This window comes from Mycobacterium sp. (genome assembly GCF_965229105.1).
In the GTDB taxonomy this organism is placed as follows: domain Bacteria; phylum Actinomycetota; class Actinomycetes; order Mycobacteriales; family Mycobacteriaceae; genus Mycobacterium.
Window position 1 is genome coordinate 4,337,711 of the sequence record NZ_OZ245858.1, and the last position, 17,554, is coordinate 4,355,264.

A 17,554-nucleotide genomic window follows, 5' to 3' on the forward strand; every position below is an offset into this window, starting at 1 on the left:
TTCCAGATCGGCTGTCGTCTAGGCCGACCGCTACTTACTGCAATCCACCGACAAAGGTCCGGCGGGGTGCGACACCCCGGCCCTCGGCGATACCAACAAGAATGGACTTCATCGAAGCCACGTAACGGGCCACCGATTCACTGGCTTCCGCGTTCTTCGGGAACACCACAGAGACCGCGGTGCCCTCGCCGAGCCGGATGACGAAGATGGACATCTGATACGAGTACCTGCCGTCGCCGAAGATGCCGATCTTCATGTTGTCCAGCTGCGTGGTCAGGAAGGTCGACAGCGGCGCAACGCCGGCATCGAAGAAATTCACCACCGGGAAGTTCGGCCGGGGCCAGCTCAGCCATGGCGCCAATTCCAGCACGCGGTAGAACGGCACATTCGCCAGATCGGTTCCGCTGTCGAAGGACATCTGGGCGGCCCTGGCAGCTTCGGCAAACGTTCCGGTCAAGGGAACGGTGACCGGAACGGTTCCGGTGTACCAGCCCAGCGTCATCAGATCTTCCGGAGTGCTGCGCGTATCGGTCGGCGTCAGGCCGTAGTAGGTGTCGCAGCCGGTGAATTCGCGGTTCGCAAAACCCGCGGCAGCCATCACACCGCCGATGAACCGGGAGCCGGCCTTGACGCACTCGGCTTCGAATTTGGCGGTCTGCTCCTCATCCATCAGCTGGAGTGTGAACAGATCTGCCTGCGACGGTTTCGTCGAATCACCAAGGGGTAATGGGAAATCGGCGAAGCTACCGTTATTGGCCTCGGCCAGCTCGATCCACGCTTTGACTTCGGGCGATTCCAGCGACAGGTTGGACGTGTACTCGTGCTGTCGCACGCAGAAGCTGTCGTAGCTGCCCGCATCCGGCAGCGCCAGCGGGGCGTTACCGCCGACCAGCGCCAGGTACATCAGATGGAATTCCATGATGATGACCGGGATGAACATCGCATCCATGTGGAGGTGGTCGATCGCGACATAGAACGCGTAGCTGTCCTTGGTCTGCACCACGCCGAAGCTGAAACAGTCCCATTCCAGCGGACCCTTCGTCGACAGGATCAGCTCGTGCAGTTCCTCGGTCGACATCTGTCCGTGCTTGGAGGCGACGAACTGGATATCGGCCGGATCTTCCATGGTGCGACGCACGATTTCGTTCTTGTCATCGCATTCGAACCAGCTGCGGTACGTATCGTGCCGCCGCAGGTGCGCGTTGATGACATAGCTCATCGCGCGGATATCGCACCTGCCGGGAAGTTCACAGGTGGCGATCAGCAGCCGCGAGTAATCGAGCCCCTTGGCCTGCTGCTCGTACGTGCCCTGAATGTGCTGGCCCTGCATATAGCTGGCCGGAATGGAGCTAACCGGGGCTTCCTTCGCCTTCACACATGAGGCAGGTGTCGGATGCCATGAGACAACCGACCCGGGCCCTGGCTCCCATTCCTGGATGGTGCCAATTGCTACCGGACCTACGAACACATTCCCTCCTCGACTAAAACGATCTCGGTTCGGCGCACACCCCGCCGTCGGCCAACGGCTATCACGTTGTTGCTGGTACCGGTTCTTGCGCGGAGAGCTTGTCACAGAGGTGATCCGCCAGGCCACGAACGGTGGTGATGTCCGTAGAGGTGATCCGGACACCAGTCTCGGTCTCGATCCTGGTGCGCACTTCCAGGTTGCCCAGTGAATCCAGACCGTACTCGGATAGTGGCCGGTCCGGGTCGATGGTGCGACGCAGGATCGTGCTGATCTGGTCGGAGACCAGGCGCCGTATGCGGGTCGGCCACTCTTCCAGGGGAAGTGCGTTCAACTCGGCACGGAACTTGCTGGTATCGGCCTTGTTCTGTCCGTTGGACTGGAACAACTCGTGGAACTTGCTGCGTTGCGCCAATGCCATCAACCACGGCGTGCCGACGATCGGCGCATAACCGGTATAGGAGCGGTTGAAACGCAACAGCGCTTCGAAGGCGTAGGCACCCTCGTCAGGAGCGATTGCCGTTTCGGCCCCTTCGGCCGCCAGCTCGGTGTCCACAGCGGCACCGATCTCGGCCCAGGCGCCCCACGCGACGGCGTTGGCAGGCAATCCCTGCGCCCGGCGCCACTGGGTGAACGCGTCCAACCAGCTGTTCGCCGCGGCGTAAGCACCCTGACCGGGCGAACCCACCAGCGCCGCTGCCGAGGAGAACGAGCAGAACCAGTCAAGCGGCTGCTCGGCCGTGGCCACATGCATGTTCCACGCGCCGTACACCTTGGGCGCCCAGTCGCGGTCGACGAGCTCATCGGTGATGTTGGTCAACGTTGCATCCTCGACCACTGCGGCCGCATGCAGAACGCCACGCACCGGCAGACCCGTCACGGTCGCAGCCGCCACCAGTTGTTCAGCTGTGGCCGGGTCGGCGATATCGCCCGACACCACCTCGATCTCGGTACCACGGGCCCGGATGCGTTCGATGGCCGCCAGCGCTTCCGGCTTCGGCTTCGGCTTCGAGCGACCGTTGAGGATGATCCGGCCGCAGCCGCCCTCGGCCATCTTGTCGGCCAGGAACAGGCCGAGCCCACCCATACCGCCGGTGATGATGTACGCGCCGTCGCCGCGGAACACCTGGGCGTGCGATGGCGGTGACACCACGGTGGTCTGGCCACTGTGCGGAACGTCGATCACGAGCTTGCCGGTGTGTCCGGCACTGCCCATCACGCGCACAGCCGTGGCCGTGTCGCCGAGCGGGTAGTGCGTGCTCTCCGGTATCGGCAGCACACCTTCGACGGTCAGCCGATACACCGTGCTCAGAACTTCCTGAACCTTGTCCGGGTGACTGAAGGACATCAGTCCGAGGTCGACGGCGTAGAAGGACAGGTTGCGCCGGAACGGGAACAGCCCGATATGGGTGTCGCCGTAGATATCACGCTTGCCGATCTCGACGAACCGCCCACCGAAGCTCAGCAGGTTGATGCCGGCCCGCTGCGCGGCTCCGGTGAGGGAGTTCAGCACAATGTCCACGCCATAGCCCGCGGTATCGCGACGAATCTCGTCAGCGAAATCTGTGCTGCGCGAGTCGTAGACATGCTCAATACCCATATCGCGCAATACCTGCCTGCGCCCCTCGCTACCTGCGGTCGCGAAGATCTCGGCCCCGACGGAACGCGCGATCGCGATGGCCGCCTGTCCGACACCACCGGTGCCGGAGTGGATCAGCACGCGGTCGCCGCGGCCGATCCTGGCGAGATCGGCCAACCCGTACCAGGCGGTGGCGGACGCGGTGGTCACCGCGGCTGCCTGCCCCTCGGTCAGACCGGCGGGCAGGGTGACGGCCTTGGTGGCCTCGGTGATGACGAAGGTGCCCCAGCAGCCGTTGGCGGACATGCCGCCGACATGATCGCCGACCTTGTGGTTGGTGACGTCAGGGCCGACCGCGGTGACCACACCGGCGAAGTCGGTACCCAGTTCGGGCAGCTTCCCTTCAAATGACGGGTAACGGCCGAAGGTGACGAGCACGTCAGCGAAGTTGATGCTGGACGCGGTCACCGAGACCTCGATCTCACCCGGTCCAGGAGCGACCCGATCGAACGCGACGAGTTCCATCGATTCGAGATCACCGGGCGTGCGGATCTGCAACCGCATCCCGTCGGTCTCGTAGCTGGCGACCACCTTGCGTCGCTCGTCCGGCTGCAACGGCGTGGGCGTCAGGCGGGCGGTGTACCACTCGCCGTCACGCCAAGCCGACTCGTCCTCGTCCGTGCCGGACAGCAGCTGCTGTGCGATACGGCTGATATCGGTCGACTCGTCGGTGTCGATCTGGGTGGCCCGCAGATGTGGCTGTTCGGTGTTGATCACCCGCATCAGACCACGCAGCCCGGCCTGCTCCAGGTTGGCGATATCGCCGTCCAACACGGTTTGGGCTTTCCTGGTCAGCGTGTACAGCCGCGGCAGTTCGCCGACGGTATCGGGCAGTTCCCGCGCGATCCGCACCAGATGACGGACGTAGTCACCGCCGCGGACCGCGGCTTCCTCGTCGGGGTTGCCGTCCTTGGGTCCGGTCAGGACCACCACGCCACGGAACCCGCCCACGCCGAGCTCGAGGTGCAAACGCTCGGCGTTGGCCACGTGGTCCGCCAGCGGCGGCCAGGTCATCGTGGTGCATGCGGCGCCGTCGGACTTCATGGCGTCGGTCAGCGCACTTGCCAGGGTGTCCGCGGACTGCGACGTGCTGATCAGCAGCCACGCACCGGGCTCGGTGTTGGTATCGATCTCAGGCAGCGGCCGATTCGTCCACTCGATGGTCAGTAGGCGGTCATTCAGCGTGCGCTCGTCGCGGCCGGCCTCGGAGACACCGCTACCCAACCGCAGACCCTGCACGCTGACCAGGACCGTCCCGTCCTCGCTGAGGACGTCGAGATCGGCTTCGACCTCGGACCCGCTGGCGCTGGTCACCCGGGTGTAGCAGTAGTGCGCGTCGCGGGCGGATGCATACGACCTCAGGGCGCGAACGCCGAGGGGCAGCAGCAGCCCACCGCTTCCGGCAGCCTGCACATCGGCGTGCGCAATAACGGATTGGAAGCACGCGTCGAGCAGGGCGGGATGGATCGAGTACGCCGCCTGCTGGGACCGGATCGACCCCGGCAATGCCACCTCGGCCAGCACTGAGCTGACCCCAGAGCCGGTGTTCGCGGCGACCAGGCCGCAGAACGCGGGACCGTACTGGATGCCGGATGCGTCGAACCAGTCACGCATATCGGCGCCCTCTAGGCGGTCGGGATGATCCGCCAGCAGGGCCGTCATATCGTAGGCGGGCGGTTGCTGGTCATCACCGGCCTTGTGCAGGACCGCGGTAGCCCGACGTGCTTTGGCGCCCTCTTGGAAAGTCTCCACGGCGAGGTTGAGCACCTCACCCGATTCCACCGACGCGACCACCGAAATCGGCGTCTTCTCGTCGAGGAGCAGCATCTGCTCGAAGCCGATATCGGTGACCACGGCACCGTCACCGTGGACGGCACGCGCGGCCGCCAGTGCGATCTCGCAGTAAGCGGCACCGGGAAGCGCGGCCACACTGTGGATCTGGTGATCGCCCAGCCACGGTTGGGCGTCGGTGCCGACATCTGCTTGCCAGACGTGGCGCTCCGGCTCCTCGTGCAGGATGACGTGCGGGCCGAGCAGCGGGTGCACCAGCAGGGTGCTGGTACCGCTGGTCGACGATTCCTGTCCGGCGCGGGTGAAGATCAACTCGCGACGGGTCCAGGTGGGCAGGGGTGCATCGACCAACGACCCGGCCGGGTATAGCACCGAGAAGTCAACGGCCGCACCGGAATTGTGCAGATCCGCGAGGAAATCGCGAAGACCATTTGGCATTTCCTGCTCGCGCCGCATGGCTGCCAGCGCCGCCAACGGGACGTCGAGGCTGCTGGCCGTCTGCGCAACGGCATGCGTCAGCAGCGGGTGCGGTGACAGCTCGGCGAAGACCCGGTGGCCATCCTGCATCGCGGCCTGTACCGCAGCGGCGAACCGCACGGTGTGGCGCAGGTTGTCGACCCAGTAATAGGCGTCGAAATCGGGCTCGTCACGAGGGTCGTACAGCGTGGACGAGTAGTAAGGGATCGTCGGCGTCATCGGCGTCAGCTCGGCCAACGCCTCCTCGAGATCATCGAGGATCGGATCGACCTGGGGTGAATGGGAGGCGACGTCCACGGCGACCTCACGGGCCATCACCTCGCGCTCTTCCCATGCCGCGACGAGTTCGAGAATGGTCTCCTTGGCGCCACCGACGACAGTCGAGGTGGGCGAGGCGACCACGGACAGCACGACATCGGTCACACCGCGCGCGGACAGTTCGGAAAGCACCTGCGCGGCAGGTAGCTCGACCGAGGCCATGGCACCGCCACCGGCGATGGTGGCCATCAGACGCGACCGGCGGCAGATGACCCGCACAGCGTCCTGCAGTGAGAGCGCACCGGCGACGACCGCGGCCGCCACCTCGCCCATCGAATGCCCGATGACCGCGCCAGGGACCACGCCATAGGCGCGCATGGCCGCGGCGAGCGCGACCTGCACGGCGAAGATGGTCGGCTGGACCTGATCGATACCGGTCACCTTCTCCGGTGCCGACATCGCTTCGGTCACCGAGAAGTTGTTCTCCTGCGCGATCAGCGGCTCCAGTTCGGCCACCGCCGCGGCAAAGGCAGGCTCCTTGGCCAGTAGTTCGGCACCCATGGCGCCCCACTGTGAGCCCTGTCCGGAGAAGATCCAGACCGGTCCGCGGTCATCCTGTCCGACCGCGGCCTGGTACGGCGAGTCGCCATCGGCAATCTCGCGCAGTTTGTCTGTGAGTTCCTCGAACGTGTTGGCCAGTACGGCGGTCCGGACCGGACGGTGCGCGCGACGACGGGCCAGCGTGTAGCCCAGATCGGCAAGGGCGACGGAATCTTTGCGATCGGCCAGCCAGTCGGCGAGGCGGCCCGACGTGCGGCGCAGCTCCTCCGGTGAGGTGGACGACAGGGCAAACAGCTGCGTTCCCGTGGTCGGCTCGGCTGCCGAACCGACGGCGCCAACCGGCTCGGGCGCCTGCTCGAGGATGGCGTGCGCATTGGTGCCGGACATACCGTACGACGACACTGCGGCCCGTCGAGGCTGCCCGTCGGTCTCCGGGAACGGCGTAAGTTCCTGCGGCACAAAGAGATTGGTCTTGACCTTGGCCATCTCTTCCGGCAGTGCCGTGAAGTGCAGGTTCTTCGGCACCTCGGCGTGCTGCAGGGCGAGCACCGCCTTGATCATGCCGAGCGCACCTGAAGCCGACTGGGTGTGGCCGAAGTTGGTTTTCACCGATGTCAGCGCAGTAGGCCCGTCGGTACCGTAAACCGCTGCGACACTGGAATATTCGAGCGGATCGCCAACCGGAGTACCGGTGCCGTGCGCCTCGACCATGCCGATCGTGGAGCCCTCGACACCCGCCACGTCCAGCGCAGCTTTGTACACCTCGATCTGCGCGGAACTCGACGGTGTTGCGATATTCACCGTGCGGCCGTCCTGGTTGGTCGCGGTACCACGTACCACGGCCAGCACCCGGTCACCGTCGGCGATGGCGTCGGGCAGTCGTTTGAGGATCACGACCGCACATGCCTCGCCGGAGACGAAACCGTCGGCTGCGACATCGAACGAGTGGCAGCGACCGGTCGGAGACAGCAGGCCCTGCATCGATGCCGAGATCGACTTGCGGGACTCCAGCATGATCGACACGCCACCGGCGACGGCAAGATCGCTCTCACCGTCGTTGAGGCTGCGGCAGGCCATGTGCACCGACAGCAGGCCGGATGAACAGGCCGTGTCGACGGTGACGGCCGGGCCATGCAGTCCGAGCGTGTACGAGATCCGCCCAGAGGCGAAGCTGTAGTTGGTACCGGTGAAGCCGTACGGCCCCTCGACGTCATTGGAGTCAGCCGCGAGCAGCTCGTAGTCGCCACCCGTCTGGCCGATGAAGACACCGGTCTTGGAGCCGGCCAGCGAGTTGGGGTTGAGTCCCGAATGCTCGAGTGCGTCCCACGAAGTTTCCAGCAGCAATCGGTGCTGGGGGTCAATAGCCGTCGCCTCACGGTCGGACAGGCCAAAGAACTCGGCGTCAAAGCCGGCAACGTTATCGATGAAAGCGCCCCACTTCGAGACGCTCCGCCCGGGCACACCTGGTTCGGGATCGAAGATCTCTTCGGCGTCCCAGCGCTCCAAGGGGGTATCGGTAACCAGGTCGTCGCCGCGGACCAGTGCTTCCCATAATTGTTCCGGAGAATCGATGCCGGCGGGTAGCCGACAAGCCATTCCTATGACCGCAACGGGAATGACCGGTGTTGCTGCCACGCGTAACCACCTCTTCTGCACAAGCGTTGCGGGAGCCAACCGAATTGAAGTGCGGGGAGGAAATTTTCCCGCTACTTTCGATCCAGGCTGAGCTATCCCGCAACGAACCAACTATTAGTGATGTGAATCGGTAGCGTAGCGGCTCCCCGTTGACGGCGAGGTAAAAATAACCTCAATCCGGTAACGGTTTACGTCCGAACATGTACCGATAGATCTACCGGCTGCATCGTTGCAGCTCAGCGATCCCGTTGGAGATTACACCGCTGGATAGGCTCCTGCCGAACCACACGCCGCCGGCCCCTAGCCGGTACCGGAGCGCACCTGCCAGCAACCTCGGTGACGGACCTTTCACAGGCTGGTTGCCACAGTTCCCAGAATCCGCGCCACGAAGCTCGACGGCACACGAATCAGCAACGCCGCAAACTCAGGAAAAATTAAGGTTTGCATCTGACAACAATCGTTTTCAATTTGTCGAAGCCCGCGGAACGTTAGCCGGGGACTCTGGACTGGCCGTCACGACCCGGCCGTCATGTCCGGAAATTCGACAGCAGGCGTCAGCGAATCCCCGACGTTCGGGAATGGTGCACCCAACTGCGCGATGGGCCGATAACCGCTTCTGTCTGCAAGCGCGGCACCCCGCCGAACCAGTGCGGAGGTCGCGACGAAACCAGCTTGATCCCCCACCAGCAGCGGAGTGAGCAGCCGATTGTGCACAAAACCGATGGCCAGGCCCGCTTCCGGGATTGCCCAGCCCAGCGATCCGCCGAGGCCGACATGGCCGAACCCGGGCAGGACACCCGGCACCGGAAGCGCGTGATAGCCAAGGTGGAATGCCATGGGCATGAACATGCTGCGGTCCGGGCGCAGGCTGCGTCGTCCCGTCAGTCCTGCCGTTAGGTCACGTGACAGAAAGCGCGTGCTCACCCCGTCCACCATCAGCTCCCCGCCATTGGCCAGCGCGCCGTACATCCGGGCCAGCCCGCGGGCGGTGGCCACCCCGTTGGCCGCCGGAATTTCGCCGTCCAGCAGCGGGGTTCTGCCCTGGACCATGGATTTCATCCCGGTGAAGTACATGGCCCCAAAGATCGCCGACAGCGGTAGCGCGGCCATCCTCGGCGCCGCCAGGTTGAAGAACGGGTTCGGGATGTTCAATTGCGGCGAGATGATCTGTGCAGCCCGGGTGGGCGCACCGGCAGGCGGGCGGCCGAGGTGCAAGCCGTCGGTGTTGAGTGGCCCAGCCAGCTCCTGTCGGAACAGCTCGCGCATGCCCTTGCCGGTCACCGCTCTGGCCAGCCCGGAGATCAACCACCCGTAGGTCAGCGCGTGGTACGCCGGTTTACCGCGCAACCGGGAAGCAGGCGCGGCCGCCATCCGCTCCTCCATCAGCACGTGGTTCATCAGGTCCGCGCGAGTGAGGCCGTTGAGCTGCGATAACCCGGCGCGGTGACGCATCATGTCCCGGACGGTGATATCGGCCTTACCGTTCGCACCGAACTCATGCCAGTACTCCGCGACCGGGGCGTCGGAGTCGATCAGACCGCGATCGGCCAGCCGGTGGATGACGGTCGAGGCCATTCCCTTGGTGGCCGAGAACACCATGGTGCCGGTATCGGCCGCCCAGGGCTTCGTGCCACGGCGGTTGGCCCAGCCGGTCCAGACGTCCACGACGGGCTCGCCGTGTAGGTAGACGCACAGCGCGCCACCGCCGAAGCGTCGGTGTGGGAACAATGCCGCGAAGCTGCGCACCGCACACGCGAAGGCGGGATCGAACTCACCCTGCACGCGCAGTGCGCCGCGGGGTGAGACGCCGCCCGAGAGCGCCACATCGGGTTGCTGGGCAGTTGCATGGGTCACAAATATGTGAACTTACCTCTTACAGCCGCAAACACAGCAACTGTTACCGTTTTGTTAACTGGTCTAATCTGAGGCCGCATCGAGTATTTGCTGGGCCGCCAGTGCCGGGGTCAGTTCACCATCGAGAACGCGCCGCTCTACTTCGCCCCGAATTTTTTTCACGTCTGGGTGCGTCAGCACCCGATCGAGGACGGTGTCGCGCACCATCGCCCACGTCCAGTCCACTTGCTGTGCGCGTCGACGCGCCTCGAATTCGCCAGCGTCGGTCAAGATCCGACGGTGCTCTAGGACCGTGTCCCACAATTCTGTGAGACCGCTGCCTTCGACGGCGCTCATCGTCAGAACAGGCGGCCGCCAGAGAACCTCGCGGGGGTAAATCAGCCGAATTGCGCCAGAAAGCTCCCTGGCAGCCTTCCTGGCCTCGTTTGCGTGGGCTCCGTCGGCTTTATTGACGACGATGATATCCGCCAACTCCAGAACGCCCTTTTTGATGCCCTGCAGTTGATCGCCCGTTCGGGCCAATGTCAGGAAGACAAATGTGTCGACCATATTGGAGACGGCCACCTCGGACTGCCCGACGCCGACGGTCTCGACGAGGATCACATCGAAGCCGGCGGCCTCCAGGAGCACCATGGTTTCGCGGGTTGCCCTGGCGACTCCGCCCAGCGTGCCCGATGTCGGTGCCGGCCGGATGTAGGCGTTGTCGTTGACGGCCAGGCGGGCCATCCTGGTCTTATCGCCCAGGATCGATCCCCCGGTCCGGGTCGACGACGGATCCACCGCCACCACCGCCACCCGATGCCCCAGGGAGATCAAGTGCATCCCGAGCGCCTCGATGGTCGTCGATTTACCCACACCAGGGACACCGGTGATCCCGACATGCATGGCGCTGCCCGAACACGGCATCAACTCGAGCAGCAGCTCTTGCGCCTTCTCGCGATGGTCGGCCCTGGTCGACTCCACCAGCGTGATGGCGCGCGCCAACGCCGAGCGGTCACCGCGTCGGGTGGCTTCGGCCAGTTCGGCGACGGTTTTCTCGCTCCGGGGAGAGGCCATTAACCGAGGTCGTACCCTAACCGGTCGGCGAGCTTGTTCAGCAGGCCGATCGCGGCATCGGCGATCACGGTTCCCGGCGGGAAGATCGCGGCCGCCCCGGCGGCGTACAGCTCGTCGAAATCTCCCGGCGGTATGACGCCGCCGACCACGATCATGATGTCGGGGCGCGCCACCTCGGCCAGCGCATCCCGCAGTGCGGGCACCAGAGTCAGGTGCCCGGCCGCCAGCGATGACACCCCGACGACGTGGACATCGTTGTCCGCGGCCTGCCTGGCCACTTCCTCCGGCGTGGAGAACAACGAGCCGACATCGACGTCAAAGCCGATGTCCGCGAACGCCGTTGCGATCACCTTCTGCCCGCGATCATGACCGTCCTGGCCCATCTTGGCGACCAGGATGCGGGGTCGGCGACCATCGGCCTCGGCGAACTTCTCGACCAATTCTGTTGCCAATTCGATGTTTTTCACATTTTTCCCCGACCCCACCTCATCGCGGTAGACACCGGCGATGGTCCGGATCTCCGCCTGATGACGTCCGTAGACCCGCTCGAGAGCATCTGAAATCTCCCCGACGGTGGCTTTGACGCGCGCCGCGTTGATCGCCAGTGCCAGCAGGTTGTTGCCCAGGCTGTCCTCACCAGCGACACCGTGTTCGCCTGCGGCCCTGGAGAGTTCGGCCAGCGCGGCCTGCACTGCTGATTCGTCACGGTCGGCGCGCAGCTGGGCCAGCTTGGCGAGTTGTTCGGCCCGGACCCGGCTGTTCTCGACCTTGTAGACCTCGATCTCGTGGTCTTCGTCCACCTGGTACTTGTTGATGCCGATCACCGGTTGTTGGCCGGAGTCGATCCGGGCCTGGGTGCGCGCGGCCGCTTCCTCGATACGCAGCTTGGGGATGCCGTCGTCGATGGCCGCGGCCATCCCGCCATGTTCGGCCACCTCGGCGATATGAGCGCGGGCCCGCTGCGCCAACTGGTGGGTGAGCCACTCGACGTAGTAGGAGCCACCCCACGGGTCGATGGGCCGCGTGGTGCCGGACTCCTGCTGCAGCAGCAGCTGAGTGTTGCGGGCAATGCGCGCCGAAAAGTCAGTGGGCAGAGCGAGCGCTTCGTCGAGGGCGTTGGTGTGCAGTGACTGGGTGTGACCCTGCGTCGCCGCCATCGCCTCGATACAGGTACGCGCGACGTTGTTGAACGGGTCCTGAGCCGTCAACGACCAGCCTGACGTCTGCGAATGCGTGCGCAACGACAGCGATTTCGAACTCTTCGGATCGAATTGTGCAACCAGTTCGCTCCACAACAGCCGTCCCGCCCGCAGCTTGGCGACCTCCATGAAGAAGTTCATTCCGATGCCCCAGAAGAAGGACAGCCGTGGCGCGAATTTATCGATCGACAGCCCGGCGGCCAATCCGGCCTTGATGTATTCGACGCCATCGGCCAGCGTGTATGCCAGCTCCAGATCGGCTGTCGCCCCGGCTTCTTGGATATGATAGCCGGAAATCGAAATGGAGTTGAACTTCGGCATCTTGGAGCTGGTGTAGCCGAAGATATCGGAGATGATCCGCATGGACGGTTTTGGTGGATAGATGTAGGTGTTGCGGACCATGAACTCTTTGAGGATGTCGTTCTGAATGGTCCCCATCAGCTTTTCCGGGGGCACGCCTTGTTCTTCGGCAGCCACCACATACAGCGCCAGCACCGGCAGCACCGCACCGTTCATCGTCATCGATACCGACACCGTCGACAGATCGATACCGTCGAACAACTGCCGCATGTCCAGAATGGAATCGATAGCGACACCGGCCATTCCGACATCGCCCGCCACCCGCGGGTGATCCGAGTCGTAGCCGCGGTGGGTGGCCAGGTCGAACGCCACCGAAAGGCCCTTCTGACCGGCGGCCAGATTTCGGCGGTAGAACGCATTGGATTCCGCGGCGGTGGAGAAGCCGGCGTACTGCCGAATGGTCCACGGCTGGTTGACGTACATCGTCGGGTATGGGCCGCGGATAAACGGCGGCTCTCCGGGAAAGCTGTCCAGCGGGTACCCGGCGGCGACTGCGGCATCCCGGTCGGCCGCGATGTAGACGGGCTTGACCTCGATGCCTTCCGGTGTCGCCCAGTCGAATTGCTCGGACGTATAACCGTGGGTGGCTGCCGCTTCGGCGATCTGTGCCGTGACAGCCGCTTCGCTGGCCGGCTCCGCCGTTTTCTCGCTGTACAGCGGTACCTCGGCGAAACTACCGATCTCTGCGGCGCTCTGGCCGGTGACCTCATGGACTGTCATGCTTATTAGGCCCCCAATCTGGTGAGCAGGGTCGAAAGGGCTTCCACCGCATCGATTTTGGCGGTCAGGTAATCGTCAGGGCGATTGACGGCCTCGGAGACGGACTTTTCCGGTCCGGCCAGGTAGACCTGTTCGACCTTCGCGGTGTGAGCTGCCTCCACCACGGCAGACGCTTCGGCGCCATAACGGATGTCGGTACCGCAGATCACCGCCACGGTCGGCGAACCAGCGTCGGCGACGGCGGTGGCGATACCGTCGAGCGTCACCGGTCCAGGGTTGATCGCCTCGATACCGCCGGAGGCCAACAGGTTGGTCGCGAACGTGGTGCGGATGTTGTGTTCGGCCAGTGGACCCAGCGGCAGCAGCAGCACGCGGGGTCGCGATCCGGACACCTTGAGATAGGCATCGGAGCGGTTGCGCAGTTCCTCAAAACCGGCAGCGTAGCGCGCCACCCCAGGAAGCGAATCGGTCTGCGGCAGTGGCGCTTCGGCGAGATTCGGGTACTCGTTGATACCTGTGACCGGCGTCCTTCTGTGCGCGATGTCGCTGCGTCGCGCGGCGGCCACATGCGCGATCCGGTCGCTGATGTACCCGCTGGCCGCCGCGAACCCGCCGCGGCTCTCGATTTCCTGGAAGTGCGCCCACGCCTGCTCCGCCAGCTGCGCGGTCAGATCCTCGACGAACCACGAGCCGGCGCCGGGGTCGCGTACCCGGCCAAGATGGGACTCTTCCAGCAGCAGCAGCTGGGTGTTGCGGGCGATCCGCCGGGAGAACGTGGCTGCCACGCCCGGTGCACCGCCGCTGATCGCGACGTCGAAGGGGTGCACGAGCACGGTATCGGCGCCGCCGACACCTGCGCCGAACGCAGCCAATGTGCAGCGCAACATATTCACCCACGGGTCGCGCTGGGCCATCATCGCCAGCGAGGTGACCGCATGCACCGGCGTCGCACCGGCGTCGGGCGCCCCGAGCACCTCGGCGATCCTGGCCCACAGTTGACGCGCGGCCCGCAGCTTGGCGATGGTCATGAACTGGTCGTCGTCGACGGCAAATCGAAAACTGATCTGCCGCAAACCATCTGCACTATCGATACCGGCAGAGCCAAGAGTTCGGACGTAGTCGACACCGGCCGCTATCGCGCCGGCCAACTCCCAGGCGGCGTTGGCGCCAAGGTTGTGCAGCGCCGGGCCGTTCACCGTGATCGCCCGCACCCCGCCCTGGTAACCGGTGAGGCCGGCCGCGACGCTCAGCACATCGGCGGCCGACGGCGACGCTGCACCGGACAGTGCGGCGGTCAACGGATCGGCGCCGAGATCGATCGACAGCGACGCCCGCCGCTCGTCGTCCAGCGCGGCGACCACCGCAAGGACGGCTTCGGCTGCGCCGACATAGTCCGCACCGGCGGTGCCATCTCCCCCTATTTCGAAGATCACCGGCACCAGTTCGATGAAAACGCCTTCGAGTAACCGGTCCACGTCCTCGACCGGCACGCCATGCTCGCCGACGCGCAGCACCAGCGCGCTGACCCCATCCGATAACGCCGAGAGAACAGTGCTGTTGCCTTCATCTGCGCCCTGGCCGCTCAGCGGGAATGCCTCGGCGACCTTCCAGCCGGCCAACACGTCCCTGGTGGCGTCTCCGCCACGGGTATACGGCCAGGTGCCGGGCAACGGGGCCTGGCAGCGGGCGTCCAGTGCGGTGTAGAGCGGCCGCACAGGGAAACCCTCATAGGTATCGGTGTCCAGCAGCCGTTCGGGTTCGGACCCCAGCTCGGAGGCATCCCGCCGCATGCTTTTGGCCAGCACCCCGGCGACGCCGTCACGCCAGCGGGCCAGCCCCTGCTCAAGATCAGCTGAAGCGGCGGACACGATCGAGGCCTCTGGGGACACCGGCAGCTCCTGTTTTCGCGACATTCTCCGGAGGGGGCCCGGCCGCTGGTCGCGATGTATCCCCCCACTCGACCATCAGGCTAAATGATGGTGATCACGCCCGAGGAGGCGACCATCGTCCACCGCCGTGGCGTCGCGGTGCCCCGGCGTCTCGCTGCGGTGAGTTGTTCGTAGATACCCCGTAGTGTTATTTACCGTGGCCACGACCGTTACTCGCACTCTGCGCAAGGTGCGCGCGGGGTGGTCCTTGGTGGTCGCGACGGCCCGGCAGGTGCCGCGGCGACGCGTGATCGCCGCAGCCACGCTCACTGTGATCCTCGTCGCAGTGGCTCTCCTGGTGCCGCTGCCCACCGCCGTCCAGTTGCGGGACTGGGCCACGTCGTTGGGACCGTGGTTTCCGCTGGCGTTCCTCGCGGCACACGTCGTGGTCACCGTGTTCCCCTTCCCCCGCACCGCCTTCACGCTGGCTGCCGGATTACTCTTCGGCAGCGCCTACGGGGTGCTGATCGCGGTGACGGCCAGCACGCTCAGCGCGGTGCTCGCACTACTGCTCGTGCGGGCCGCCGGCTGGCAGCTGTCCCGCTACGTGCACCACCCGGGCATCGAATCACTCGATGCCCGACTGCGTCAGCGGGGCTGGCTGGCAGTCGTGTCGATGCGGTTGATCCCGGCCGTGCCGTTCTCGGCCATCAACTACGCAGCGGGCGCCTCGGCGGTGCGGGTGCTGCCGTATACCGCGGCCACCCTGGTCGGCTTGCTGCCGGGTACCGCCGCGGTGGTCATCCTCGGCGACGCGATCACCGGCACCGTCAGCCCGCTGCTGGTGCTGGTATCGGCGTGCACGGCCAGTATCGGCCTGCTCGGGTTGGCACATGAACTGCGCACACACCGCCGTCAGCGCCGCGCGCAGATGCCCGACCCGGACCCGCAACCGGTGCCGGTTCCCGACACAGCGCTTTAAGACCCGTGACGTGGCCCGTCAGCCGGCGGCTGATCGGGATAATCCGACGGCGGCACCTGCTGCTTCGATAGCGGCGGATACTCACGGCTCTGGCCTAAAGACAGCGGCGGCACCGGCTCACGCGCTTCCGCTTCCGCCTTCGCCACCGCCTGCATGATCTCCGGGTCGGTGGTGGTGGAGAACCACTCGGCGACCTCGTCGGTATCGTCTTCGGGCTTGGGCAGGTCGGTGTCGACCGGTGACGGGGTGTAGCGGTACACGCCGTCTTCGCCGGGTGCGCCGAGCATCTTGGTGAAACCCTCCAACGCCGACCCGAAGTCGCTGGGCACGATCCAGACCTTGCTGGCCTGGCCGTTGGCCATCAACGGCAACTTCTCCAAATACTGATAGGCCAGCAGCTCCGGGGTCGGGCGGCCGGCCTTGATCGCGGCGAACGTCTTCTCGATGGCCTTGGCGTTGCCCTGGGCGTTGAGGTAGGCCGCCGCCCGTTCACCGCGGGCCCGCAGGATCCGGGACTGACGGTCGGCCTCGGCGGCCAGGATCACGGCCTGCTTGGCGCCTTCGGCCGCCAGGATCTGCGCCTGCTTCTGCCCCTCGGCCTGGGTGATCGAGGACTGTCGGACACCTTCGGCGGTCAGGATCATCGCCCGCTTCTCGCGGTCGGCCTTCATCTGCTTTTCCATCGATTCCTGCACCGACGGTGGCGGGTCGATGGACCGCAACTCAACCCGGGCCACCCGCAGCCCCCACCGGTTGGTGGCTTCGTCGAGCACGCCGCGGAGTTGTCCGTTGATCTGGTCGCGGGAGGTCAGGGTCTGCTCCAGGGTCATACCGCCGACCACGTTGCGCAGTGTCGTGGTGGTCAGCTGCTCGACACCGACGATGTAGTTGCTGATCTGATAGACCGCGGCCTGGGGGTTGGTGACCTGAAAATAGACGACGGTGTCGATGTTCAGCGTCAGGTTGTCCTCGGTGATGACGGGCTGCGGGGGGAAGGACACCACCCGCTCGCGCAGGTCCACCCGGGCTCTGACCTTGTCGATGAACGGGATCAGCAGGGTCAGCTGACCGGACACGGTCTTGCTGTAGCGGCCAAGGCGCTCGATCACCGCGGCCTCGGCCTGCGGTATCAGCGCGACGGATTTAGCCACCACGATGACGGCAAAGATCACCAGTACTGCCAGCAGAACCAAGCCGGCGATTGCACCATCCATGTGAAGAATCTCCCCTTTTCGAGTCCGGTTAGACGTCTCGCCAGACCACCGCGGTTGCCCCGTCGATACGCATGACGGTCACCTGGTCACCGGCCTCGTACACATCGTGGACGTTCAGCGGCCGCGCCGTCCACACTTCGCCATCAAGCTTGACCTGTCCGTGGTGCTCCGAGATCTGATCGAGGACCAGCGCGTGCTTGCCTTCCAGTGCTTCGATCCCCGTTTCAAGCGCCTTGGTCGAGGTCAACCTGCGGCGCAACGCGGGTCGGACCAGGCCGAGCAAAAGTACGGACACGACGAGAAAAACCACACCGTCGACCCACACTGGCGCGTCGAACAAGACGTTGGAGCCTGCGGCTGCCAGCGCACCGCCGCCGAGCATCAACAGGAACATGTCACCCGTCAGCGCCTCGGCACCGGCCAGCCCGAGTGCGACGATGAGCCAGATCAGGGCCGCGGGCATAACCCACAGTAA

9 protein-coding genes are annotated in these 17,554 nt (G+C 65.1%); 1 reads left to right on the top strand and 8 read right to left on the bottom strand.

Translation table 11 applies throughout. The features are described 5' to 3' along the window. Positions 1-34 precede the first annotated feature (34 nt). From ADBZ9O_RS20195 to mutA, 6 genes are all read right to left on the bottom strand, one after another. On the bottom strand, positions 35-1,468 hold the full coding sequence (locus ADBZ9O_RS20195) for a condensation domain-containing protein (RefSeq protein ID WP_526524710.1): 1,434 nt from the start codon (positions 1,466-1,468) through the stop codon (positions 35-37). A 61-nt stretch (positions 1,469-1,529) separates the two neighbouring features. Further along, positions 1,530-7,826, bottom strand: coding sequence for a sulfolipid-1 biosynthesis phthioceranic/hydroxyphthioceranic acid synthase (gene pks2 / locus ADBZ9O_RS20200; protein WP_526524711.1), 6,297 nt, complete (start codon positions 7,824-7,826; stop codon positions 1,530-1,532). Between the two features lie 513 nt (positions 7,827-8,339). Beyond that, positions 8,340-9,650, bottom strand: a complete 1,311-nt coding sequence (lipL, locus tag ADBZ9O_RS20205) for an esterase/beta-lactamase LipL (protein WP_526533328.1) — start codon at positions 9,648-9,650, stop codon at positions 8,340-8,342. A gap of 93 nt (positions 9,651-9,743) precedes the next feature. Next, positions 9,744-10,736: a methylmalonyl Co-A mutase-associated GTPase MeaB gene (gene meaB / locus ADBZ9O_RS20210; RefSeq protein WP_526524712.1), complete on the bottom strand. Its 993-nt coding sequence runs from the start codon at positions 10,734-10,736 to the stop codon at positions 9,744-9,746. Beyond that, on the bottom strand, positions 10,736-13,015 hold the full coding sequence (scpA, locus tag ADBZ9O_RS20215) for a methylmalonyl-CoA mutase (protein WP_526524713.1): 2,280 nt from the start codon (positions 13,013-13,015) through the stop codon (positions 10,736-10,738). Before scpA ends, meaB begins: the two co-directional genes overlap by 1 nt. A gap of 5 nt (positions 13,016-13,020) precedes the next feature. Continuing rightward, positions 13,021-14,904 carry a methylmalonyl-CoA mutase small subunit gene (gene mutA / locus ADBZ9O_RS20220; protein WP_526524714.1) on the bottom strand — a complete coding sequence of 628 codons (1,884 nt, stop codon included), beginning with the start codon at positions 14,902-14,904 and terminating at the stop codon, positions 13,021-13,023. 196 nt (positions 14,905-15,100) lie between these two features. Here mutA and ADBZ9O_RS20225 point away from each other — a divergent pair, with 196 nt between their 5' ends. Beyond that, positions 15,101-15,865, top strand: coding sequence for a TVP38/TMEM64 family protein (locus tag ADBZ9O_RS20225; RefSeq protein ID WP_526524715.1), 765 nt, complete (start codon positions 15,101-15,103; stop codon positions 15,863-15,865). Here the strand turns inward: ADBZ9O_RS20225 and ADBZ9O_RS20230 are convergent. Both ADBZ9O_RS20230 and ADBZ9O_RS20235 read right to left on the bottom strand, forming a co-directional pair. Next, entirely contained in the window at positions 15,862-17,079 is a 1,218-nt protein-coding gene (locus ADBZ9O_RS20230) for an SPFH domain-containing protein (protein WP_526524716.1), read from the bottom strand. The two genes, ADBZ9O_RS20225 and ADBZ9O_RS20230, sit on opposite strands and share 4 nt — an antisense overlap. Before the next feature lie 28 nt (positions 17,080-17,107). After that, positions 17,108-17,542 carry an NfeD family protein gene (locus ADBZ9O_RS20235; protein ID WP_526524717.1) on the bottom strand — a complete coding sequence of 145 codons (435 nt, stop codon included), beginning with the start codon at positions 17,540-17,542 and terminating at the stop codon, positions 17,108-17,110. Between the last annotated feature and the right edge of the window lie 12 nt (positions 17,543-17,554).

Excerpts from the sequence above, each read along its gene's own strand:
- meaB (WP_526524712.1), bottom strand. The coding sequence starts at position 10,736 with ATGGCCTCTCCCCGGAGCGAGAAAACCGTCGCCGAACTGGCCGAAGCC.
- scpA (WP_526524713.1), bottom strand. The coding sequence starts at position 13,015 with ATGACAGTCCATGAGGTCACCGGCCAGAGCGCCGCAGAGATCGGTAGT.
- ADBZ9O_RS20230 (WP_526524716.1), bottom strand. The coding sequence starts at position 17,079 with ATGGATGGTGCAATCGCCGGCTTGGTTCTGCTGGCAGTACTGGTGATC.
- ADBZ9O_RS20235 (WP_526524717.1), bottom strand. The coding sequence starts at position 17,542 with ATGCCCGCGGCCCTGATCTGGCTCATCGTCGCACTCGGGCTGGCCGGT.